A 22,101-nucleotide genomic window follows, 5' to 3' on the forward strand; every position below is an offset into this window, starting at 1 on the left:
TCCATCTGTACTGAAAGCGCTACAGCGGAACGATATCGCTACACCCTTCGCCAGCGACCGCTGCGCAAGGCTTTGATCCGCTTCAGCTTTTTTCCCCGCCCCAAGCTGTAGCGATTTCGCTACAGAAGCCTTATCCCCATCACAACCATAAAAGCATAACTATTTGATTTATATAGATAAATCCAAGATGGCCGCGTTCTTGCTAAGTAACCGCTCATAAAATCAGGGCTTTCATGCCCCGCCTTCCACCGCGTCCACCAGACGAGTCTGGCCCCTTAGGAGTTTCCATGAGCGAGTTGCGTTTTACTGAAGATCACGAATGGCTGCGCACCGAAGCTGACGGCAGCGTTACTGTCGGTATCACCGCTTTCGCGCAGAACGCCTTGGGCGACGTGGTGTTCGTGCAACTGCCTGAGCTGCAGGCTTACGAAAAAGGCGCCGAAGCCGCCACTGTGGAATCGGTGAAAGCCGCCAGCGGCGTGTACATGCCCCTCGACGGTGAAGTTGTGGAAGTGAACCCGGCATTGGACGGCAGCCCGGAACTGGTCAACGAAGATCCGCTGGGCGAAGGCTGGTTCTTCCGCTTTCAGCCAAGTGACGCCGCCGCTGTCGGCAAATTGCTCGATCAAGACGCCTACGACCGTCTGATCAAAGCCCAAGCCGAAGCCTGAGGAGTAGCGACATGACCCAAGTAAACCTCGGCACTGCCAACGAATTCATCGCCCGTCACATCGGCCCGCGCGCCGGTGACGAGCAAGCCATGCTCAACAGCCTCGGTTTCGACTCGCTCGAAGCGCTGAGCGCCAGCGTCATTCCGGAAAGCATCAAGGGCACCAGCGTGCTCGGCATGGACGACGGCCTGAGCGAAGCCGACGCCCTGGCGATGATCAAATCCATCGCCGGCAAGAACCAGCTGTTCAAGACCTACATCGGCCAGGGCTACTACAACTGCCACACGCCGTCGCCGATCCTGCGCAACCTGCTGGAAAACCCGGCCTGGTACACCGCTTACACCCCGTACCAGCCGGAAATTTCCCAGGGCCGTCTCGAAGCGCTGCTGAACTTCCAGACCCTGATCAGCGACCTCACCGGCCTGCCGATCGCCAACGCCTCGTTGCTCGACGAAGCCACCGCCGCTGCCGAAGCCATGACCTTCTGCAAACGCCTGAGCAAGAACAAGGGCAGCCACCAATTCTTCGCCTCGATCCACAGCCACCCGCAAACCCTCGACGTGCTGCGCACCCGTGCCGAGCCGCTGGGCATCGAAGTGGTGGTTGGCGATGAGCGTGAACTGACAGACGTCACGCCGTTCTTCGGCGCGCTGCTGCAATACCCGGCGAGCAACGGTGACCTGTTCGACTACCGCGAACTGACCGAGCGCTTCCACGCCGCCAACGCGCTGGTTGCGGTGGCTGCCGATCTGCTGGCCCTGACGTTGCTGACCGCTCCGGGCGAGTTCGGCGCCGACGTCGCCATCGGTTCGGCGCAACGCTTCGGTGTGCCGCTGGGCTTCGGTGGCCCGCACGCCGCTTACTTCTCCACCAAGGATGCATTCAAGCGTGACATGCCGGGCCGTCTGGTCGGTGTTTCGGTTGACCGCTTCGGCAAGCCGGCCCTGCGCCTGGCGATGCAGACTCGCGAGCAACACATCCGCCGTGAGAAGGCCACCTCGAACATCTGCACCGCGCAAGTGCTGCTGGCCAACATCGCCAGCATGTACGCGGTCTACCACGGCCCGAAAGGCCTGACCCAGATCGCCAACCGCGTGCATCACCTGACCGCGATTCTCGCCAAGGGCCTGAGCGCACTGGGCCAGACCGTCGAGCAGGCAAGCTTCTTCGACACCCTGACCCTCGCCACCGGCGCGCACACTGCCGCGCTGCACGACAAGGCGCACGCTGCACAGATCAACCTGCGCGTAATCGACACTCAGCGTCTGGGCCTGTCGGTCGACGAAACCACCACCCAGGCTGACATCGAAACCCTGTGGGGCCTGTTCGCCGACGGCAAGACCCTGCCGGACTTCGCTGCACTGGCCGCTTCGGTGCACAGCACCATCCCGGCGGCGCTGGTACGTCAGTCGCCGATCCTCAGCCACCCGGTGTTCAACCGTTATCACTCGGAAACCGAGCTGATGCGCTACCTGCGCAAACTGGCGGACAAGGATCTGGCACTGGATCGCACCATGATCCCGCTGGGCTCGTGCACCATGAAACTCAACGCCGCCAGCGAAATGATCCCGGTGACCTGGGCCGAGTTCGGCGCGCTGCACCCGTTCGCTCCTGCCGAGCAAAGCGCCGGCTACCAGCAACTGACCGATGAACTGGAAGCGATGCTCTGCGCCGCCACCGGTTACGACGCGATCTCGCTGCAACCGAACGCCGGTTCGCAGGGTGAATATGCGGGTCTCTTGGCGATTCGCGCTTACCACCAGAGCCGTGGCGATGAGCGCCGCGACATCTGCCTGATCCCGTCGTCTGCCCACGGCACCAACCCGGCCACCGCCAACATGGCCGGCATGCGCGTGGTCGTGACCGCGTGCGATGCCCGTGGCAACGTCGACATCGAAGACCTGCGCGCCAAAGCCATCGAGCACCGCGAACACCTCGCAGCGCTGATGATCACCTACCCGTCGACCCACGGCGTGTTCGAAGAAGGCATCCGCGAAATCTGCGGGATCATTCATGACAACGGCGGCCAGGTGTACATCGACGGCGCCAACATGAACGCGATGGTCGGCCTCTGCGCACCGGGCAAGTTCGGCGGCGATGTCTCGCACCTGAACCTGCACAAGACCTTCTGCATTCCGCACGGCGGTGGCGGCCCTGGCGTCGGCCCGATCGGCGTCAAGTCGCACCTGACCCCGTTCCTGCCGGGTCACGGTCAGATGCAACGCAAGGAAGGCGCGGTCTGCGCAGCGCCGTTCGGCAGCGCAAGCATTCTGCCGATCACCTGGATGTACATTCGCATGATGGGCGGCGCCGGTCTGAAGCGGGCTTCGCAACTGGCAATCCTCAACGCCAACTACATTTCCCGTCGTCTCGAAGAGCACTATCCAGTGCTGTACACCGGCAGCAACGGTCTGGTGGCGCACGAATGCATCCTCGACCTGCGCCCGCTGAAAGACAGCAGCGGCATCAGCGTCGATGACGTCGCCAAGCGCCTGATCGACTTCGGCTTCCACGCCCCGACCATGTCGTTCCCGGTGGCCGGCACGCTGATGATCGAGCCGACCGAAAGCGAATCCAAGGAAGAACTGGACCGCTTCTGCGACGCCATGATCCGCATCCGCGAAGAAATCCGCGCAGTGGAAAACGGCACGCTGGACAAGGACGACAACCCGCTGAAGAACGCCCCGCACACGGCGGCGGAGCTGGTCGGCGAGTGGACTCACCCGTACAGCCGCGAACAAGCGGTATATCCAGTGGCGTCGTTGATCGAAGGCAAATACTGGCCACCGGTCGGTCGCGTCGACAACGTGTTCGGCGACCGCAACCTGGTCTGCGCCTGCCCGTCGATCGAAAGCTACGCTTAAACGAAGGAGGGGCAGGTCACCTGCCCCTTTCTTCAGAACACCACAAATCCCTGTGGGAGCTGGCTTGCCAGCGATGAGGGTGGATCGTCTCCATCTCTGTTGCCTGACACACCGCCATCGCTGGCAAGCCAGCTCCCACAAGAAACGCATCAAGCCTGATATTCCGCCAATTCCTATAACAAGAAACCGGAGAACCACTCATGTCGTTAAGCGTGTTCGACCTGTTCAAGATTGGCATCGGCCCTTCCAGCTCCCACACCGTCGGCCCGATGCGTGCCGCTGCGCGTTTCGCCGAAGGCCTGCGCCGCGATGACCTGCTGTCGGCCACCAGCACCGTCAAAGTCGAGCTGTACGGCTCGCTCGGTGCCACCGGCAAGGGTCACGGCAGCGACAAGGCCGTGCTGCTCGGTCTTGAGGGTGAACACCCGGACACCGTCGACACCGAAACCGTCGCCGCGCGCCTGCAGGACATTCGCGGCAATGGCCGGCTGAATCTGCTCGGCGAACACAGCATTGCCTTCAATGAGAAAGAACACCTGGCGATGATCCGCAAACCGTTGGCCTATCACCCCAACGGCATGATCTTTCGCGCATTCGATGCAGCCGGTATTCAGATCCGCAGCCGCGAGTACTACTCGGTCGGCGGTGGTTTCGTCGTCGATGAGGATGCCGCCGGCGCTGACCGCATTGTCGAAGACGCCACACCGCTGACCTTCCCGTTCAAAAGCGCCAAGGACTTGCTCGGCCATTGCGCCACCTACGGTCTGTCGATCAGCCAGGTGATGCTGACCAACGAAAGCGCCTGGCGCCCGGAGGCCGAGACCCGCGCCGGTCTGCTGAAAATCTGGCAAGTGATGCAGGACTGCGTCGCCGCGGGCTGTCGCAACGAAGGCATTCTGCCGGGCGGGCTGAAGGTCAAGCGCCGGGCGGCGGCACTGCATCGACAACTGTGCAAGAACCCGGAATCGTCGCTGCGCGATCCGCTGTCAGTGCTCGACTGGGTCAACCTCTACGCCCTCGCCGTCAACGAAGAAAACGCCAACGGCGGGCGCGTGGTCACCGCGCCGACCAACGGTGCGGCCGGGATTATTCCGGCGGTGCTGCATTACTACATGCGGTTTATCCCGGGTGCGAACGATGACGGCGTGGTGCGTTTTCTGCTGACCGCCGCCGCGATCGGCATTCTGTACAAGGAAAACGCCTCGATCTCCGGCGCTGAAGTCGGCTGTCAGGGCGAAGTCGGCGTGGCCTGCTCGATGGCCGCCGGCGCGTTGTGCGAAGTGCTCGGCGGCAGCGTGCAGCAAGTAGAGAACGCCGCGGAAATCGGCATGGAACACAACCTCGGCCTGACCTGCGACCCGATTGGCGGGCTGGTGCAGGTGCCGTGCATCGAGCGCAATGCCATGGGCTCGGTGAAAGCGATCAACGCAGTGCGCATGGCCATGCGCGGCGACGGGCAACACTTCGTCTCGCTCGACAAGGTCATCCGCACCATGCGCCAGACCGGCGCCGACATGAAAAGCAAATACAAGGAGACCGCCCGTGGCGGTCTGGCAGTCAACATTATCGAATGCTAATTAGTCCCCTCTTCCTCCGAGAGAGAGCTGGCATGAATCAAGGAGTCACGCATGTCCACCGAACAACTGTCGAAAACCCCGCTGCACGCTCTGCACCTCGAACTCGGCGCCCGCATGGTGCCGTTCGCCGGCTACGACATGCCCGTGCAATACCCGCTCGGCGTGATGAAGGAGCACCAACACACCCGTGAACAGGCCGGGCTGTTCGATGTCTCGCACATGGGCCAGATTCGTCTGACCGGCGCCAATGCCGCCAAGGCCCTGGAAACCCTGGTGCCGGTGGACATCATCGACCTGCCGGTGGGCATGCAGCGCTACGCGATGTTCACCAACGACAACGGCGGCATCCTCGACGACCTGATGGTCGCCAACCTCGGTAACGACGGGCTGTTCCTGGTGGTCAACGCCGCGTGCAAGGATCAGGACCTGGCGCATCTGCAAAAGCACATCGGTGATCAGTGCACCATTACGGAGCTGTTCGAAGCGCGCGCGTTGCTGGCGTTGCAAGGTCCGGCTGCAGTCACCGTACTGGCGCGTCTTGCACCAGAGGTGGCGAAGATGACGTTCATGCAGTTCAACCGTGTGCAGCTGCTGGGCATCGATTGCTTCGTCAGCCGTTCGGGTTACACCGGTGAAGACGGTTTTGAGATTTCCGTACCGGCAGCCGATGCAGAAAAACTCGCCCGTACCCTGCTGGCCGAACCGGAAGTCCAGGCCATTGGCCTCGGCGCCCGCGACTCGCTGCGCCTGGAAGCCGGCCTGTGCCTGTACGGGCACGACATGAACACCGACACCACCCCCATCGAAGCCAGCCTGTTGTGGGCGATCTCCAAGCCACGCCGCGCCGACGGCGCACGGGCCGGCGGTTTCCCGGGTGCAGAGCAAGTATTTGCTCAGCAGCACAACGGCGTGGCACGCAAACGTGTCGGCCTGCTGCCGCAAGAACGTACGCCAGTGCGTGAAGGTGCGGAAATCGTCAACGAAGCCGGCGAAATCATCGGCAGCGTATGCAGCGGTGGCTTTGGTCCGACCCTGGGCGGGCCGTTGGCGATGGGTTATCTCGACAGCGCTTATGTCGCACTGGACACGCCAGTCTGGGCCATCGTTCGTGGGAAAAAGGTGCAAATGCTTGTAAGCAAAATGCCATTTGTTCCACAACGCTACTATCGTGGTTGATTGGCTGTTTCTATAAGTAACGCGATTGCGTTATGCGTGCACTAATGTGTAACGCAATCGCCACAAAAAAGTGCATTTTCTAACATCTGATTCGAATATGAACTTTGCTTATAACGATCGAAAACAATTGAACCCGGCGATCGTCTAAGCCAACACTAGTGAATTGACTAACTGCCAGTAAGCGCAGGAAAACCGGGCCTTCGCGGGGCTTGTTTTTTCTCCCGTAGTTGGCGTAGAGTTTGTCCACTGTGTTTGCATGGGTCAGCTTGGAATCGTGACCTGGGCAGTAGCCTACAAAGTTAGCTACATCCCGCTCGACGTCTTCTTACTCTCCTGCAACCAGCCCCAGTACTCTTTCATGAGAAAGAGACTGTCATCAATTTATGCGTCAAAGGAAATAAGAAATGTCGACACGTCAGAGCGGTACCGTCAAGTGGTTTAACGACGAGAAAGGTTTTGGTTTTATCACTCCAGAAAGCGGTCCGGATCTGTTCGTGCATTTCCGCGCCATTCAGGGCAACGGCTTCAAGAGCCTGAAAGAAGGCCAGAAAGTGACCTTCGTTGCTGTGCAAGGTCAGAAAGGCATGCAGGCTGACGAAGTCATCGCCGAAGCCTGATTTTCTGTCACAAAAAAGCCCCTGATATTGATATCAGGGGCTTTTTTGTGCGCGCGAATCCGTAAAATGGCGCTTCATTTTGCGTCCAGAGGCTGCCATGTCGAAAAACCTGCTCACTCCCCAGGGCGACTTTCCTGCTGTTGGCCTTGGCCGGCGCCTGGCAGCAATGTTCTATGACTTCCTGCTGTGCACCGCCCTGCTGATCGTCACCGGCTTCGTCTACAAGTTGATCCAGGCAGCGATCATCGGTGAAGAACGCCTGCGTGCACTGACCGATGCCGGCAAGATGGATGGCGATCCGCTGTATTCCACGGTGCTGTTGCTGGTGCTGTTTGCGTTCTTCGCCAAGTTCTGGACGCACGGCGGGCAGACACTGGGCATGCAGGTGTGGGGGATTCGAGTGCAGAACGCCGATGGCAGCGCGATCAGCCTGTGGCAGGCCCTGCTGCGCTTCATGGTGTCGATCGCGTCGTGGCTGTGCGCAGGGCTTGGATTCTTCTGGTCACTGTATGACAAGCAGAAGCGCACCTGGCACGACATCTATTCCGATACCCGTGTGGTGCGGATTCCGAAGAAGACTAAATAATTTCCTGACACCGAATACCACTGCGGGAGCGAGCCTGCTCGCGAAAGCGTAGCATCAGCCGACATTTATGTTTGCTGATTCACCGCCTTCGCGAGCAGGCTCGCTCCCACAGGTCTTGGGGTGTTTGTTAAGGACCTCAGGCGTTACCCGCCAGCTTCATCCGCGCCGCCTGGGTGAAATCCAGCATGCGTTTCAATGGACGTATCGCCTGCGGAATCAGCGCCGGATCAACAAAGATCTCGTTCGTCCCTTCCTTCAGGCTCTTGAGCGTGCGCTCAAGCGTGTTCATGGCCATCCACGGACAATGTGCGCAACTGCGGCACGCGGCGCCGTTACCGGCGGTTGGCGCCTCGATGAAGACCTTGTCCGGGCACAACTGCTGCATCTTGTAGAAAATACCGCGGTCGGTGGCAACGATCAGGGTCTTGTTTGGCAAGCTTTGCGCGGCAGCGATCAACTGACTGGTGGAACCGACGGCGTCGGCCAGCTCGATCACCGAGGTCGGCGACTCCGGGTGCACCAGAATCGCGGCGTCCGGGTACAACGCCTTCATGTCTTCCAGCTGCTTGGACTTGAACTCTTCGTGGACGATGCACGCACCGTCCCACAGCAGCATGTCGGCGCCGGTCTTGCGCTGAATATAAGTGCCCAGGTGCTTGTCCGGGCCCCAGATGATGGTCTCACCGTTGTCCATCAGGCTTTCGACGATCTCCAGCGCACAGCTCGACGTCACCACCCAGTCAGCACGGGCTTTGACTGCGGCCGAAGTGTTGGCGTACACCACCACCGTGCGCTCCGGGTGCTGATCGCAGAACGCCGAGAACTCGTCCACCGGGCAACCCAGGTCCAGCGAGCAGGTCGCGTCCAGGGTCGGCATCAGCACACGTTTTTCCGGGTTGAGGATCTTCGCGGTCTCGCCCATGAACTTCACGCCGGCGACCACCACGGTATTGGCCGGGTGAGCGTTGCCGAAGCGCGCCATTTCGAGGGAGTCGGACACACAGCCGCCGGTTTCTTCGGCCAGGGCCTGAATCACCGGATCGCAATAGAAGTGGGCCACCAGCACCGCGTCCTGAGCCTTGAGCTCGGCGGCGATGGCAGAACGGTAGTAGGCCTCTTCCTCGGCAGTCAGCGGTTTGGGCTGTTTGGCATCGAGGTGGGCTTGAACCAGAAGGCGTTCGGAAATCTGCGTCATGTTCGCAAGACCTGCAGGCGCTTTCGCGCGAAAGTCGAGTATACACCCGGCTCCGGACCACTTGAGGGTACCGCCGGGAGAGTGAGTATTATCAGGCACGGACAGCATTGAAGCTGCGCAAGGCTACAGAATATCCCGTTGATACAAAAGATGATTCTGACCTGTGTCAGCGCAGGCAATGATGAAAGGAGCGGTGCCTGATTCGCAGGCAAAAAAAAACCCGGAAATCCTCACTTTCGTGGGCCTTCCGGATTTTCTAAACCGCCAAATATGGTGGGTCGTGTGGGATTCGAACCTACGACCAATTGGTTAAAAGCCAACTGCTCTACCAACTGAGCTAACGACCCGCTGTGTGGTGGCGCGTATAATACTGATTTTTAAGGACTATTCAACACCTTTTTGAAAAAAATCAAAAATAAGGTGTTGGATCGCTTACACCGGCCGCTGCGAAGCCCTCTGCACGCAGGCGGCAGCTGTCGCATTTGCCGCACGCACGGCCGTCATCGTCCGCCTGATAGCAGGAAACGGTCAGGCCGTAATCGACGCCCAGCTTCACGCCCGCCTGGACGATCTGCGCCTTGCTCAGGTTCTGCAGCGGCGCCTGGATACGGAAACCGTTGCCTTCCACGCCCGCCTTGGTTGCCAGGTTGGCCATGCGCTCGAACGATTCAATGAACTCGGGACGGCAATCCGGGTAACCGGAATAGTCCACCGCGTTGACACCGATAAAGATGTCACGCGCGCCGAGTACTTCGGCCCAGCCCAGTGCCAGTGACAGAAACACCGTGTTGCGCGCCGGCACGTAGGTCACCGGGATGCCCTCGCCCAGTTCTTCCGGGATGTCGATGCTGGTGTCGGTCAGCGCCGAGCCGCCCATGCCGTTGAGGTTCAGGCCGATCACTTTGTGCTCGACCACGCCCAGATCGCGAGCGACGCGCGCGGCAGCATGCAGCTCCGCATGAGAGCGCTGGCCGTAATCGAAACTCATGGTGTAGCAGGCGTAACCTTCAGCCCGGGCCATCGCGACCACAGTGGCCGAATCGAGGCCCCCCGACAGCAGGATGACCGCACGTTTTTCGTGAGTGTTCAGTTGTTCAGTCATATCAGCGCCCCGGCTCGTCATTCCATAGATATTTATGCAACTGCAATTGCAACCGCACCGGCAGGTTGTCTGCCACCACCCAGTCCGCCAGATCCCTGGCATTGAGGTCATGATGACTTGGGGAAAACAGCACTTCACCCGCACGGCGATCAAGACCGTACTGGATCAGCTTCGAGACCGCCCAGTCATAGTCGTCCCGCGAACAGATGACAAACTTCACCTGATCGTTGGGCGTCAACAGTTCGATGTTTTCGTAGCGGTTGCGGTGCGCCTCTTTGGAATCCGGCGTCTTCAGGTCGACCACGCGACTGACGCGCGAATCCACCGCCGAGATATCGAGCGCGCCACTGGTTTCCAGTGACACTTCATAACCGGCATCGCACAGCTGCTTGAGCAAAGGGATGGCATTGGGCTGCGCCAGCGGTTCACCGCCGGTCACACAGACGTAGCGTGGGCGAAACCCGGCCACTTGTTCAAGGATATCGTCGAGGGTGCGGATCGTGCCGCCGCTGAATGCATAGGCGCTGTCGCAGTATTGGCAACGCAATGGGCAACCAGTCAGGCGCACAAAAACCGTGGGCAGCCCGGCAGTCCGCGTTTCCCCCTGCAACGAGTAGAAAACTTCGGTAATTCTCAATGTGTCTTGCATAGTCGCCACGGGCGTAACAGCTAAACAGGCTGTCCGCCTCCGTCAGGCACTTCCGGCAACCCCGCCAACGCGTAGATCACCAGAAGCGTGTTTCAGAAAAAGGGCGTGAATTCTAACGAAAAAACCCGCGACAAGCGCGGGTTTCTTCCAAACGGGTCAAACACACTTACATGCGTTGCAGATCGCGTTGGGCCAACTGAGCAGCGGAGGTCCCCGGGTATTGGGAAACCACCTGTTGCAGAATGCCTTTGACCTTGTCGGTATGACCGAGGCGGCGTTCTACGTCAGCCAGCTTGTACAGCGAATCCGGCACTTTGGCGTGCTTGGGATAGAGCTGTGAAACCTTGGCAAAAGCCTGACCCGCACCTTGCAGATCGCCCTTGGCCAGGTTCACTTCGCCCAACCAGTACTGGGCATTGCCCGCATATTGACTGTTCGGGTATTTGCGCAGGAATGCCGAGAAAGCCTGGCTGGCCTTGTCGAAATCCTTGGCTTTGATCAGGTCGAAAGCCGCATCGTAATACAGCTTTTCCTTGGCCGGATCACCCGGTTCGCTACTGGCAGCAGGTGCCTGGGCGGCAGTAGCCCCGGCGCCAGCGGCAGCGCCGGCAGCAGCACTTGCATCGCCACCGGCAGAAGAATTCTCAGGAGTCGCGGCAGGTGCAACACCGGATCCTATGCGCCGATCAAGATCCTGGTATCGCTCCAGGGATTCCTGTTTCATGCGCGCAACCTGATTCTGCAGTTCTTCGATCACACCTTGCTGGCGCGATATCTGATCCTGCATCTGTTGCAGTTGGTTGAACAGCATGCCCTGTGCCGAGGCAGGGGCCGAAGCCGCTCCCCCGGCATAGGCGCCGTTCGTACCGTAACCCGCAGGCGGATAACTGCTCCCGCTATTGTTATAACCGGAGTTGTCATCGACCACAGGAACCGCAGCCCACGCCGCAAGCGGCGCGAGGCTGAGAGCCAGAACAGTTACAGCACGACGGCACGTTCGCATATCGAATTACTTACGCAGTTCGACGCGACGGTTTTGAGCCCAGGACTGCTCGTCGTTGCCGGTAGCAACTGGACGCTCTTCGCCGTAGGAAACCAGTTCCAGCTGAGCTGGGGAAACACCTTGCAGTACCAGGTAGCGCTGAACGGCTTTCGCACGACGCTCGCCCAGTGCCATGTTGTACTCACGAGTACCACGTTCGTCGGTGTTGCCTTCCAGAACAACGCGAGCGCCGTTTGCTTTCAGGTCTTTGGCGTGAACGTCCAGAGCGCGCATGGCTTCTGGCTTCAGGTCCGAGCTGTCGTATTCGAAGTAGAAGGTGGTGATTGCGCGCAGAGCAGCTTCTTCGCTCAGGGAACCGTCAACGGCACCAGTGTTTGCGCCGTAACCAGCGTTTGGATCAACAGCGCCTTCACCGGCGTTGTCGCCGCCTTTGGACGAGCAACCTACAGCTACAGCCATGGCCAGAGCCAGCGCAGCAAATTTACCAAACTTCAGCATTTCCATCGTGAAACTCCTAATGAACCCCAGTGTGTTAAGTAAAACGTAAAGCGCCGCGTCAGTTCAGGTAAGGGGACCAGGACGGTTCTCTGACTTCGCCTTGTGCGGTAGGAAGCGGGAGCCTCACGCGTCCATTAATGGACACGAGCATCAAGACTCCCCGGCCCTGCTGGCGGGTGGCGTAGATTACCATGGTGCCGTTGGGCGCAACAGTGGGTGACTCGTCCAGAGTGCTATCAGTGAGGATCTTTACACTGCCTCGCTGCAAATCCTGGGCCGCCACCTTGAAATTGGTGAAACCGTCCTGGCGATGGATCATCACCAGCGTCTTTTCATCAGCCGAAAGCTTCGGGTTGGCGTTGTAGTTGCCAATGAAGGTTACACGCTCGGCACCACCGCCGCTGGCGCTGGTTTTGTAGATCTGCGGCTTGCCGCCACGGTCCGAGGTGAAGTAGATGGTCGAACCATCCTTGCCCCAGTACGGTTCGGTGTTGATGCCAGGGCCTGCCGTCACACGAGTGATCTGACGCGAACCCAGGTTCATCACATAGATGTCCGGGTTGCCATCTTTCGACAGTACGAACGCCAGGCGATTGCCATCCGGCGACCAGGCTGGCGCGCCGTTCAGGCCTTCGAAATTGGTGATCTGCTCACGGCGACCGGTGTCGATGTTCTGCATGAAGATCCGCGGACGCTTCTGCTCGAACGACACGTAGGCGATGCGCTTGCCATCCGGTGCGAAACGCGGCGACAGGATCGGCTCGCGCGATTGCAGCAGAGTCACGGCACGGGCACCGTCGTAGTCCGAACGCTGCAGGGTGTAGCGAGTGTTCTTCTCGGAGAAACGCTCGGCTGTCACGTACAGCAGACGGGTCGAAAACGCACCTTTGATACCGGTGAGTTTTTCGAACGACTGGTCCGAGATGAAGTGCGCCATGTCACGCAGTTGCTCGGTGGTACCGGAAACACTGCCGTCAGCCACTTTCTGCTCGGTGGCCACGTTGAACAGTGCCCACTGCACCTGCAGACGACCGCCCGCTGGCGCAATGCTGCCGACCATCATGTATTGAGCGCCCACCGCCTTCCAGTCACGGAAGATGATTTCGCTCGGCTGGCTTGGCTGGCTGATCATGTTTTGCTTTGGAATCGGCGAGTAGTAGCCCGAGTTCCGCAAATCGTTACCAATGATTTCAGCCATGTCGTCCGGCAACACGGCACCGCCCTGCATGCCGAACGGTACGACGGCAATCGGGGTGGCCCGATCGCTGCCGCTGGTGACCAGAATGTTCTTTTCATCAGCCATCGCGATCCCTGCCATGCAGCAGATCACGACCAGCATTCCTCGAAGAAGGTTTCTCACAAGGCTAGATCCTCAGGTGTGAATGTCATCTTGAATGAACGATACGGAGCGAAATCGCTCGGCTTCATTCCCTGCATTTCCGTCAAACGTCCAATATTCTTCACTGCCGCGACTGCCGAAGCATCGAACGGACCGTCGCCACTGGATTTGGCCACGCTGACCGAAGTCACCGTACCGTCCGGCAACATGCCGATTTGCAGCACGACCGTCATGCCTTTGCGTGCCGAAGGAGGACGCGCCCAGCCTTCCGCTGCCCGTGCACGAATCAGGTCATCGAAACTGCCCGCGACTTCATCACCCTGCTCATCGGCCAAGGCCTGCTGACGCTGTGGCGTATCGGAAAGCAAATCTGCCAGGGCCTGAGCCTTTTTCTCTTCGGCGGATTTACGTGCCGCTTCCTGCGATTTTTTCTTCGCAGCATCGGCAGCAGCTTTCTTCTTCGCTTCGTCGGCGACTTTCTTCTTCGCCTCTTCAGCTTCAGCTTTTTTCTTGGCGTCTTCGGCGGCTTTCTTCTTCGCGTCTTCGACGATCTTCTTCTTGGCTTCTTCAGCGGCCGCTTTCTTGGCCTCTTCTTCAGCCGCCTTCTTGGCTTCTTCTTCGGCTTTCTTCTTGGCTATATCAGCCAATTGTTTCTCTTCTGCCTTCTTGGCCTCGGCTTTTTTCGCATCGTCGGCTTTCTTGGCTTCATCAGCCTTTTTCGCCTCGTCCGCTTTCTTCGCCTCGTCGGCCTTCTTGGCTTCCTCGGCCTTTTGAGCCGCTTCTTCTTTCTTTTGTTCCGCAGCCTTCACCGCTTCCTGCTCGACCTTTTTCTGCTCCATCTGCTCGACTTCGGTCTGGCGCGCGGCGGATTTCTTCGCCTCACCCGCAATCTTCTGATTGGTCTGGGTGGTTGCCTGACTTTTCGATTTCAGCTGGTACAGGGTCGCCTGGACAATCGGCTTGGCCGGCGGCAACTCGGGTGTGAAGGCGAAACTGACGAACAGCATGCCGAACACCAGCACGTGCAGGACAATCGCCAGAACACTGGGCCAGAAGTAGCTTTCCGAGGCGGACGGCTCTCGCTGTTGCTGCATCAGGGGGCCTCGGTAATCAAACCAACATTACCGACCCCGGCTTTCTGCAACCCGCCCATGGCACCCATGACGGCACCGTAGTCGACCGACTTGTCGCCACGGATAAAGACCTGGGTACGCTTGCCGCCTTCGGTGCCGGCGCGGATGATCTTGGTCACTGCGTCAGTCATCTGTGGCAACGTCATTGCCCTGTCCTGCTGCTTTTCAGTATCGACTTCGCTGCCAAGGTTCCAGTAGTAGGTCTTGTCAGCCTTGATCGAAATGGTCAGCACCTGAGTGTTGTTGTCCTGCGGCAAGGCTTCGCTGGAAACCTTGGGCAGATCCACTTTCACGCCCTGATTGAGCATCGGCGCGGTCACCATGAAGATAACCAGCAGCACCAGCATCACGTCGATGTATGGCACCACGTTCATCTCGGCGACCGGCTTGCGCTTGTTTCGGGCTCGAGCGATTAAAGCCATCGGGAAATACCTGCTTATTCTTCGCTGGTGTGCACTTTGCGGTGCAGGATCGCCTGGAATTCATCGGCGAAGGTGTAGTAGCGGCTCAGCAAGGTTTCGCTGCGGGCAGAGAAACGGTTGTAAGCGATAACGGCCGGGATCGCGGCGAACAGGCCGATCGCGGTGGCGATCAGGGCTTCGGCAATACCCGGGGCCACGGTGGCCAGGGTCGCCTGCTGGGCACTGGCCAGACCACGGAAGGAGTTCATGATGCCCCACACGGTACCGAACAGACCGATGTACGGGCTGACCGAACCCACGGTGGCGAGAAACGGCAGGCTCTGCTCCAGCTTCTCTTCCTCGCGGGAGATGGCAACACGCATGGCACGGGCCACGCCTTCCATCACCGCTTCCGGATCGACGCCTGGCTGCTGACGCAGACGGGAGAATTCCTTGAAGCCGGCACGGAAGATCTGCTCCACACCCGAATCCGGATCCGGGTTGCTGCCGGCCTGACGGTACAGCTTGGACAGGTCGATACCCGACCAGAAGCGCTCTTCAAAGCTCTCCAGGGCGCGTCGACCGGCGCGCAGCAGATTGCTGCGCTGAAAGATCATGATCCATGAGGTCACCGATGCGGCCACCAGGGTCAACATTACCAACTGCACCACGATGCTGGCATTGCTGACCAGGCTCCACATGGAGGAATGGTCGACGACGTTAGCTTCCACGCTTTATCTCCTGCTTTGAGTGTGTACCCGTGCCGCCCGCGTCGGCAAAGGCCGTACGCAAGGATTCGGGCATGGCCCGGGGTTTCAAACTGTCGGTGCGCACGCAGGCCACCAGAAACTGCCCTTCACAGAGCAGCACATTATCCGTGGCCCGCCTGACCTGCTGTTTGAAGCGCAGGCTGGCACGGTTCAATTCGATTACATCAGCGCTTACCAGCAGTTCGTCGTCCAGTCGCGCCGGCGCGTGGTAGCGCGCTTCGCTGGAATGCACGACAAACAACAGGTCCTCTCCGGCCAGTTCCGACTGGGCAAAGCCCAGCGTCCGGAGCCGCTCGGTTCGAGCCCGTTCCATAAACTTGAGGTAATTAACGTAATACACGATGCCGCCCGCATCGGTGTCCTCGTAATAAACGCGACAACGATGTGCGAACGGCCCAAGCCCGTTTTGCGCGCGCATACTCTAGTGCTTACTCCTCGGGTTGCCAATCCGGCCAGGCAACTGTTTTTTCAGTGTTTAAGGCTTTACCGCAAAAGTACCGTCCTGTGACAGTACAAACGCTGAATAAATCGCCAAAAAATGTGTATCAATCGTCCACGGCATCGAGAAACTCGTCTGCCACGGGCATCTCGCCCATTCGTGACGGAATGTTTAAACCGAAATGCAGGTACGCATGCCGTGTCACCACCCTGCCCCGTGGCGTACGCATGATGTAGCCCTGTTGAATCAGGTACGGCTCCAGCACGTCCTCGATGGTGTGGCGCTCTTCACTGATCGCCGCCGCCAGACTGTCGATGCCCACCGGACCGCCATCGAACTTCTCGATCATGGTCAGCAGCAAGCGCCGGTCCTGGTGATCGAAACCGTGTTCGTCGACGTCCAGCAGGTTCAACGCCAGATCGGCCACCGACTTGGTGATGTGGCCCTTGGCCCGCACTTCGGCAAAATCGCGTACCCGCCGCAGCAGACGGTTGGCGATCCGCGGCGTACCGCGGGCACGACGAGCAATTTCAAAAGAGCCTTCCGGATCCAGCGGCAGTCCGAGAATAGACGCCGAACGACTGACAATCGTCGCCAGATCCGCCGTGCTGTAGAACTCAAGACGCTGGACGATACCGAAGCGGTCACGCAACGGATTGGTCAGCATGCCGGCACGGGTTGTGGCGCCCACGAGAGTGAACGGTGGCAGATCAAGCTTGATCGAGCGTGCCGCCGGCCCTTCGCCGATCATGATGTCGAGCTGGAAGTCTTCCATCGCCGGGTACAGCACTTCTTCAACGATGGGCGACAGACGATGGATTTCATCGATGAACAACACGTCGTGTGGTTCAAGATTGGTCAGCAGAGCCGCCAGATCGCCCGGACGCTCAAGTACCGGGCCAGACGTGCTCTTGATCGACACGCCCATTTCCTCGGCGATGATGTTGGCCAGCGTGGTTTTGCCCAGCCCCGGCGGGCCGAAAATCAGCGTGTGGTCGAGGGATTCACTACGGCCACGCGCCGCCTGGATGAACAGTTCCATCTGCTCGCGCACGGTCGGCTGGCCAATATAGTCGGCCAGACTGACCGGGCGGATGGCCCGATCCTGGACTTCTTCGCGCTCGCGCGGACTGTGCGCGGCGGCGATCAGACGATCAGCTTCAATCACTTAAATCATTCCCTTCAGGGCGCGGCGGATCAGGTCTTCACTGCTCAAATTCTTGTCCTTGATGGCGGTAATCGCCTTGCTCGCTTCCTGCGGCTTGTAGCCCAGGGAAATCAGCGCACTGACGGCATCGTTCTCGGCAGTGTTGACCGGCGCCGGGCCGTCCGGCTGGTTCGGCACCAGAGCGAACATGGCCGGCGAGGTTTCCCAGGCCTTGAAGCGATCCTTGAGTTCGACGAGCAGGCGCTCAGCGGTTTTCTTGCCGACTCCCGGGACCTTGGTCAACGCCGAGGTATCCTGCGATTGCACGCAGCGGATCAGCTCATCGACTTCCAGACTCGACATCAGGGCCAGGGCCAGTTTCGGCCCGACACCATTGAGACGGATCAACTCACGAAAAAAGTCTCGCTCACGCTTGCCGGCGAAACCATAGAGTAACTGCGCGTCTTCGCGTACGACCAAATGGGTGTGCAGCGTCAGCGGTTCACCGACCGACGGCAGACGATAAAGGGTGGTCATGGGCACTTCCAGCTCATACCCGAGGCCGTTTACATCCAGAATCAGGTGCGGCGGCTGTTTCTCAGCCAGGGTGCCGCGCAAGCGTCCAATCACGTTTCAGATCCTTGAGCGTTGGCCAGCCGTGGGCTGGCGACAGATGGAAGGCGGGAATCGGGCCGACGACCCAGGCGCGAAATCCGCATTCCGCAAAAATGATTGCTGATGCTATCAGAGACGCAGGCGCCCGCCACGACTGCGTGCGGTTCCCAAACCATGCGGCAGCAGGCTGGAACGGGTATGCGCGTGACAAATCGCAATGGCCAGGGCATCCGAGGCATCGATCTGCGGCTTGCTGGTCAGCTTGAGCATGTGCATGACCATCATCTGCACCTGTTCTTTATTGGCGGCGCCGGTGCCGACCACGGCTTGCTTGACCTGGGTAGCGGTGTACTCGGCAATCTCCAGGCTCTCCTCGGCGCCGGCCACAATGGCGGCGCCGCGAGCCTGCCCGAGTTTGAGGGCGGAATCGGCGTTTTTCGCCATGAACACTTTTTCGATGCCCATGGTCACCGGGCCATAGGTCTGAATGATTTCACGCACGCCGCGATAAACGATCTGCAGCCGCTCATGCAGCTCGCCGGCGCCGGTACGGATGCAGCCCGAGGCCACATAGATGCAGCCGCCACGTCCGGTATCGCGAACAATCCCGTAACCGGTGATGCGCGAGCCGGGGTCGATACCCAGAATTAATGTCATAACGCCTGCAGAAATTGATGCGAAAGCTGAGGGTACATCCAGGAGCTGCCGAAGGCTGCGATCTTTTGGTCTTTTAAAAGCAGAAAGATCGCAGCCTTCGGCAGCTCCTACGTGAATTGTAGAGCCATCAAAAACTGCGACCTTTCTATTTTGCGTTAACCGAGCTGAGCCGCCACGTCTTCCGGAATGTCCGCGTTGGAATAGACGTTCTGCACGTCATCCAGATCCTCAAGCATGTCGATCAGCTTGAGCACCTTCTCCGCGCCTTCCAGATCCAGTTCGGCGCTGGTGGTCGGCTGCATGACGATTTCCGCGTCGTCGCCCTTGAACCCGGCCGCTTCCAGCGCGTTACGCACCGCGTAAAAGCTGGTGAACGAGGTAAACACGTCGATCGAGCCGTCTTCATGGCTGACCACGTCGTCGGCATCGGCTTCCAGCGCCGCTTCGGTCAAGGCGTCTTCATCGACGCCCGGGGCGAAGCTGATCTGACCCTTGCGCTCAAACAGGTACGCGACCGACCCGTCGGTGCCGAGGTTGCCGCCGCATTTGCTGAATGCATGGCGAACCGCTGCAGCGGTGCGGTTGCGGTTGTCGGTCATGCATTCGACCATCACCGCCACGCCACCCGGGCCGTAACCTTCATAGGTCAGCTCTTCAACGTTGTCCGCTTCGGTCGCACCGGCGCCACGCGCCACGGCGCGGTCGATGATGTCGCGGCTCATGTTCGCGCCGAGGGCCTTGTCCAGAGCCAGACGCAGACGCGGGTTGGATCCCGGATCGCCGCCGCCCTGACGGGCCGCAACGGTCAGTTCACGGATCCACTTGGTGAAGATCTTGCCTCTCTTGGCATCCTGACGTTCTTTGCGGTGCTTGATGTTCGCCCACTTGGAATGACCTGCCATAACTCGCTCCGAATTCTCTTGAAACGTTGCCCGCCCTGCTCACGCAGCGGCCAGCCAACAAAAAATCTCGACCTGCTCTCTATACAAAGAAAAAAGGCGCATCCGAAGATGCGCCTTCAGGCCCGTCTTACTCAGCCTTTGGCGTTTCGCGCAAACGAATGTGCAGCTCGCGCAGTGCCTTGGCATCCACCACACCCGGCGCTTGCGTCATGACGTCCGCAGCACTCTGGGTTTTCGGGAAGGCGATCACTTCACGGATCGACTGGGCGCCGGTCATCAGCATTACCAGACGGTCCAGACCGAAGGCCAGACCACCGTGCGGCGGCGCACCGTACTTCAGCGCGTCGAGGAGGAAGCCGAACTTCTCTTCCTGTTCCGCTTCGTTGATGCCCAGCAGGCGGAACACCGCTTGCTGCATTTCCTTGCGGTGGATACGGATCGAACCGCCACCCAGCTCGGTACCGTTCAGTACCATGTCGTAGGCACGGGACAGAGCGCCAGCCGGATTGGCTTCCAGCTCTTCAGGCGAGCACTTAGGCGCGGTGAACGGGTGGTGCAGCGCCGAGAAGCTGCCGTCGTCGTTTTCTTCGAACATCGGGAAGTCGACGACCCACATTGGCGCCCACTTGCAGGTCAACAGGTCGAGGTCGTGGCCCAGCTTGATACGCAGCGCGCCCAGGGCTTCGCTGACGATCTTGGCCTTGTCGGCGCCGAAGAACACGATGTCGCCGTCAACTGCACCAACGCGATCAAGGATCACGTTCAGGTTGGCTTCAGGGATGTTTTTCACGATCGGCGATTGCAGACCGTCAACACCGGCAGCGCGCTCGTTGACCTTGATGTACGCCAGGCCCTTGGCACCGTAGATGCCGACGAACTTGGTGTAGTCGTCGATCTGCTTGCGCGGCATGCTCGCCCCGCCTGGAACACGCAGTGCAGCGATACGGCATTTCGGATCGTTGGCCGGGCCGCTGAAGACCTTGAATTCGACTTCCTTGAGCTGATCGGCAACGTCGACCAGCTCCAGCGGGTTACGCAGGTCCGGCTTGTCGGAACCGTAACGACGCATGGCTTCTTCGAAGGTCATGTGCGGGAATTCGCCGAATTCCAGATCCAGCACTTCCTTGAACAGGTTGCGGATCATGCCTTCGGTCAGGCCCATGATGTCTTTTTCGTCGAGGAAGCTGGTCTCGATGTCGATCTGAGTGAACTCAGGCTGACGGTCGGCACGCAGGTCTTCGTCGCGGAAGCACTTGGCGATCTGGTAGTAACGGTCGAAACCGGCAACCATCAGCAGTTGCTTGAACAACTGAGGCGATTGCGGCAAGGCGAAGAAGGAACCGGCGTGGGTACGGCTCGGCACCAGGTAGTCGCGAGCACCTTCCGGGGTCGCGCGGGTCAGGATCGGCGTCTCCACGTCGAGGAAGCCGTTCTCGTCGAGGAAGCGACGGATGCTGGTGGTCATACGCGAACGCAGACGCAGCTTCTCGGCCATTTCCGGACGACGCAGATCGAGGAAGCGGTAGCGCAGACGGGTTTCTTCGCCGACGTCGGAGTATTCGTTGAGCGGGAACGGCGGGGTTTCCGCTTCGTTCAGCACTTCCAGCTCGTAGCCCAGCACTTCGATCATGCCCGACGCCATGTTGGCGTTGGTTGCCCCGGCCGGACGCAGACGTACCTTGCCGGTGATCTTCACCACGTACTCGCTGCGCACGCGATCGGCGGCGGCGAAGCTTTCGGCGCGATCCGGATCGAACACCACCTGCGCCAGACCATCACGATCACGGATATCGAGGAAAATCACCCCGCCGTGGTCGCGACGACGGTGAACCCATCCGCAAAGGGTAATTTCCTGGCCTTCCAGGCTTTCGTTCAGTTGGCCGCAATAATGGCTGCGCATCATGGTAGTGGTTTCGCTTCTCGTAATTCGAAATTCGGTGGAGATCCCGTCGCACTCAAGCACTGCGGAATCTCACGCGTGTCGTTCGACCTGGGCCTGAACCCTAGTCAGATTTGTCGCCACCGGCCAGATTCTTCTTGGCTCCGGTCTTGAAATCGGTCTCGTACCAACCGCTGCCGCTGAGGCGGAAACCCGGCATGGACAGCTGTTTTTTGAGCTCTGGCGCCTGACAGGCAGGGCAGTCGACCAGCGGTGCCTCGCTGATCTTTTGAATGGCTTCCAACTGATGACCACAGGAAGCACATTGGTAATCGTACATCGGCATGGGGGTGTCTCGGCGATCAGATTGCCACCGCGCGCAGGGCTTTGCGGCGAAAGAGCGGGATTATATCCATTAAATGCGGGCTGTGCAGCCGTAAGACTGCACAGCCCGCCACGTCATTTCAAGTATTGGTCGTTCCGGGCATGACGGCCGCCGGGGTATCCCGCAGACCATTCATCACACACACCACCCGCACCAGACCGCTGAAGTTTTTGACCCCGCCGTGGCGCAGGTGCACTTCACGGTCCACATGTGACAGCAGCGTGCTGACCGAACAGCCGTTGTGCCCGGCCATGTCACCAAGAATGTTCCAGTAAACCTGCTCGAGCCTCAAGCAAGTGGCAAACCCGTTCAAACGCACTGACCTTGCCAGCGGCCGGATCAACTCAAAATCAAAATCGCCGACAAACGGATCGACCTTCATTTCCCGTTGCGAACCGACATGCTCGCATCGCCTGTCTCCACCTACCATATCGCTGACACTCCTTTGCCATCGCTGCTTGTAATAAAGACAACATCCTGTGCCTTCATAAAAACG

General features: G+C 59.5%; 23 protein-coding genes and 1 tRNA gene. 6 read left to right on the plus strand and 18 right to left on the minus strand.

The window, feature by feature from the left end; all coding sequences use genetic code 11:
• Positions 1-287: 287 nt before the first annotated feature.
• The 6 genes from gcvH to AC193Q_RS13560 all read left to right on the plus strand — a co-directional run bounded on the left by gcvH (position 288) and on the right by AC193Q_RS13560 (position 7,491).
• Positions 288-671 carry a glycine cleavage system protein GcvH gene (gene gcvH / locus AC193Q_RS13535; RefSeq protein ID WP_027612543.1) on the plus strand — a complete coding sequence of 128 codons (384 nt, stop codon included), beginning with the start codon at positions 288-290 and terminating at the stop codon, positions 669-671.
• Between the two features lie 11 nt (positions 672-682).
• A complete protein-coding gene (gcvP, locus tag AC193Q_RS13540) occupies positions 683-3,535 on the plus strand; it encodes an aminomethyl-transferring glycine dehydrogenase (RefSeq protein ID WP_121186844.1) in 2,853 nt (950 codons plus the stop codon).
• 200 nt (positions 3,536-3,735) lie between these two features.
• Positions 3,736-5,112, plus strand: a complete 1,377-nt coding sequence (locus AC193Q_RS13545) for an L-serine ammonia-lyase (RefSeq protein ID WP_047296024.1) — start codon at positions 3,736-3,738, stop codon at positions 5,110-5,112.
• A 51-nt stretch (positions 5,113-5,163) separates the two neighbouring features.
• A complete protein-coding gene (gene gcvT, locus AC193Q_RS13550) occupies positions 5,164-6,288 on the plus strand; it encodes a glycine cleavage system aminomethyltransferase GcvT (protein WP_121186846.1) in 1,125 nt (374 codons plus the stop codon).
• Between the two features lie 404 nt (positions 6,289-6,692).
• The gene (locus tag AC193Q_RS13555) at positions 6,693-6,905 is read left to right on the plus strand and encodes a cold-shock protein (protein ID WP_007951194.1); all 213 of its coding nucleotides are present in this window, start codon (positions 6,693-6,695) and stop codon (positions 6,903-6,905) included.
• Positions 6,906-7,002: 97 nt separating this feature from the next.
• Positions 7,003-7,491 (plus strand): RDD family protein, encoded by a 489-nt coding sequence (locus tag AC193Q_RS13560; RefSeq protein ID WP_047296028.1) that lies wholly within the window; start codon positions 7,003-7,005, stop codon positions 7,489-7,491.
• Positions 7,492-7,627: 136 nt separating this feature from the next.
• On the opposite strand, the gene nadA is transcribed toward AC193Q_RS13560, so the two are convergent.
• The 18 genes from nadA to AC193Q_RS13650 all read right to left on the minus strand — a co-directional run bounded on the left by nadA (position 7,628) and on the right by AC193Q_RS13650 (position 22,035).
• Positions 7,628-8,686, minus strand: a complete 1,059-nt coding sequence (gene nadA, locus AC193Q_RS13565; RefSeq protein ID WP_121186848.1) for a quinolinate synthase NadA — start codon at positions 8,684-8,686, stop codon at positions 7,628-7,630.
• Positions 8,687-8,957: 271 nt separating this feature from the next.
• Positions 8,958-9,033: transfer RNA gene (locus AC193Q_RS13570), tRNA-Lys, on the minus strand.
• A gap of 62 nt (positions 9,034-9,095) precedes the next feature.
• The gene (queC, locus tag AC193Q_RS13575) at positions 9,096-9,788 is read right to left on the minus strand and encodes a 7-cyano-7-deazaguanine synthase QueC (RefSeq protein ID WP_047296030.1); all 693 of its coding nucleotides are present in this window, start codon (positions 9,786-9,788) and stop codon (positions 9,096-9,098) included.
• A 1-nt stretch (position 9,789) separates the two neighbouring features.
• Positions 9,790-10,437 (minus strand): 7-carboxy-7-deazaguanine synthase QueE, encoded by a 648-nt coding sequence (gene queE / locus AC193Q_RS13580; protein ID WP_047296033.1) that lies wholly within the window; start codon positions 10,435-10,437, stop codon positions 9,790-9,792.
• A gap of 166 nt (positions 10,438-10,603) precedes the next feature.
• Positions 10,604-11,440, minus strand: a complete 837-nt coding sequence (gene ybgF / locus AC193Q_RS13585; protein WP_121186850.1) for a tol-pal system protein YbgF — start codon at positions 11,438-11,440, stop codon at positions 10,604-10,606.
• A 6-nt stretch (positions 11,441-11,446) separates the two neighbouring features.
• Positions 11,447-11,944 (minus strand): peptidoglycan-associated lipoprotein Pal, encoded by a 498-nt coding sequence (pal, locus tag AC193Q_RS13590; RefSeq protein WP_003178634.1) that lies wholly within the window; start codon positions 11,942-11,944, stop codon positions 11,447-11,449.
• A 52-nt stretch (positions 11,945-11,996) separates the two neighbouring features.
• Positions 11,997-13,277 (minus strand): Tol-Pal system beta propeller repeat protein TolB, encoded by a 1,281-nt coding sequence (gene tolB, locus AC193Q_RS13595; RefSeq protein WP_164747834.1) that lies wholly within the window; start codon positions 13,275-13,277, stop codon positions 11,997-11,999.
• A gap of 17 nt (positions 13,278-13,294) precedes the next feature.
• Positions 13,295-14,371 carry a cell envelope integrity protein TolA gene (tolA, locus tag AC193Q_RS13600; protein ID WP_041068568.1) on the minus strand — a complete coding sequence of 359 codons (1,077 nt, stop codon included), beginning with the start codon at positions 14,369-14,371 and terminating at the stop codon, positions 13,295-13,297.
• Positions 14,371-14,823, minus strand: a complete 453-nt coding sequence (gene tolR / locus AC193Q_RS13605; protein ID WP_161794900.1) for a protein TolR — start codon at positions 14,821-14,823, stop codon at positions 14,371-14,373. Before tolR ends, tolA begins: the two co-directional genes overlap by 1 nt.
• 23 nt (positions 14,824-14,846) lie before the next feature.
• Positions 14,847-15,542, minus strand: a complete 696-nt coding sequence (tolQ, locus tag AC193Q_RS13610; protein ID WP_007912733.1) for a protein TolQ — start codon at positions 15,540-15,542, stop codon at positions 14,847-14,849.
• Complete coding sequence (gene ybgC / locus AC193Q_RS13615; protein WP_121186853.1) at positions 15,532-15,999, minus strand: tol-pal system-associated acyl-CoA thioesterase; 468 nt, start codon at positions 15,997-15,999, stop codon at positions 15,532-15,534. The genes tolQ and ybgC overlap by 11 nt, the downstream gene beginning before the upstream one ends.
• Positions 16,000-16,126: 127 nt before the next feature.
• On the minus strand, positions 16,127-17,188 hold the full coding sequence (gene ruvB / locus AC193Q_RS13620) for a Holliday junction branch migration DNA helicase RuvB (RefSeq protein ID WP_041068559.1): 1,062 nt from the start codon (positions 17,186-17,188) through the stop codon (positions 16,127-16,129).
• Entirely contained in the window at positions 17,189-17,797 is a 609-nt protein-coding gene (ruvA, locus tag AC193Q_RS13625) for a Holliday junction branch migration protein RuvA (protein ID WP_003227522.1), read from the minus strand.
• A 114-nt stretch (positions 17,798-17,911) separates the two neighbouring features.
• Positions 17,912-18,439 carry a crossover junction endodeoxyribonuclease RuvC gene (gene ruvC, locus AC193Q_RS13630; RefSeq protein ID WP_007951206.1) on the minus strand — a complete coding sequence of 176 codons (528 nt, stop codon included), beginning with the start codon at positions 18,437-18,439 and terminating at the stop codon, positions 17,912-17,914.
• Between the two features lie 155 nt (positions 18,440-18,594).
• Positions 18,595-19,341, minus strand: a complete 747-nt coding sequence (locus AC193Q_RS13635) for a YebC/PmpR family DNA-binding transcriptional regulator (protein WP_003227527.1) — start codon at positions 19,339-19,341, stop codon at positions 18,595-18,597.
• 127 nt (positions 19,342-19,468) lie between these two features.
• Positions 19,469-21,244, minus strand: a complete 1,776-nt coding sequence (gene aspS, locus AC193Q_RS13640; RefSeq protein ID WP_095668473.1) for an aspartate--tRNA ligase — start codon at positions 21,242-21,244, stop codon at positions 19,469-19,471.
• Between the two features lie 100 nt (positions 21,245-21,344).
• A complete protein-coding gene (locus AC193Q_RS13645) occupies positions 21,345-21,566 on the minus strand; it encodes an FmdB family zinc ribbon protein (protein WP_003227532.1) in 222 nt (73 codons plus the stop codon).
• A gap of 118 nt (positions 21,567-21,684) precedes the next feature.
• The gene (locus tag AC193Q_RS13650) at positions 21,685-22,035 is read right to left on the minus strand and encodes a ribbon-helix-helix domain-containing protein (RefSeq protein WP_047296052.1); all 351 of its coding nucleotides are present in this window, start codon (positions 22,033-22,035) and stop codon (positions 21,685-21,687) included.
• Positions 22,036-22,101: the final 66 nt, after the last annotated feature.

Source organism: Pseudomonas sp. F2 (assembly GCF_057174385.1).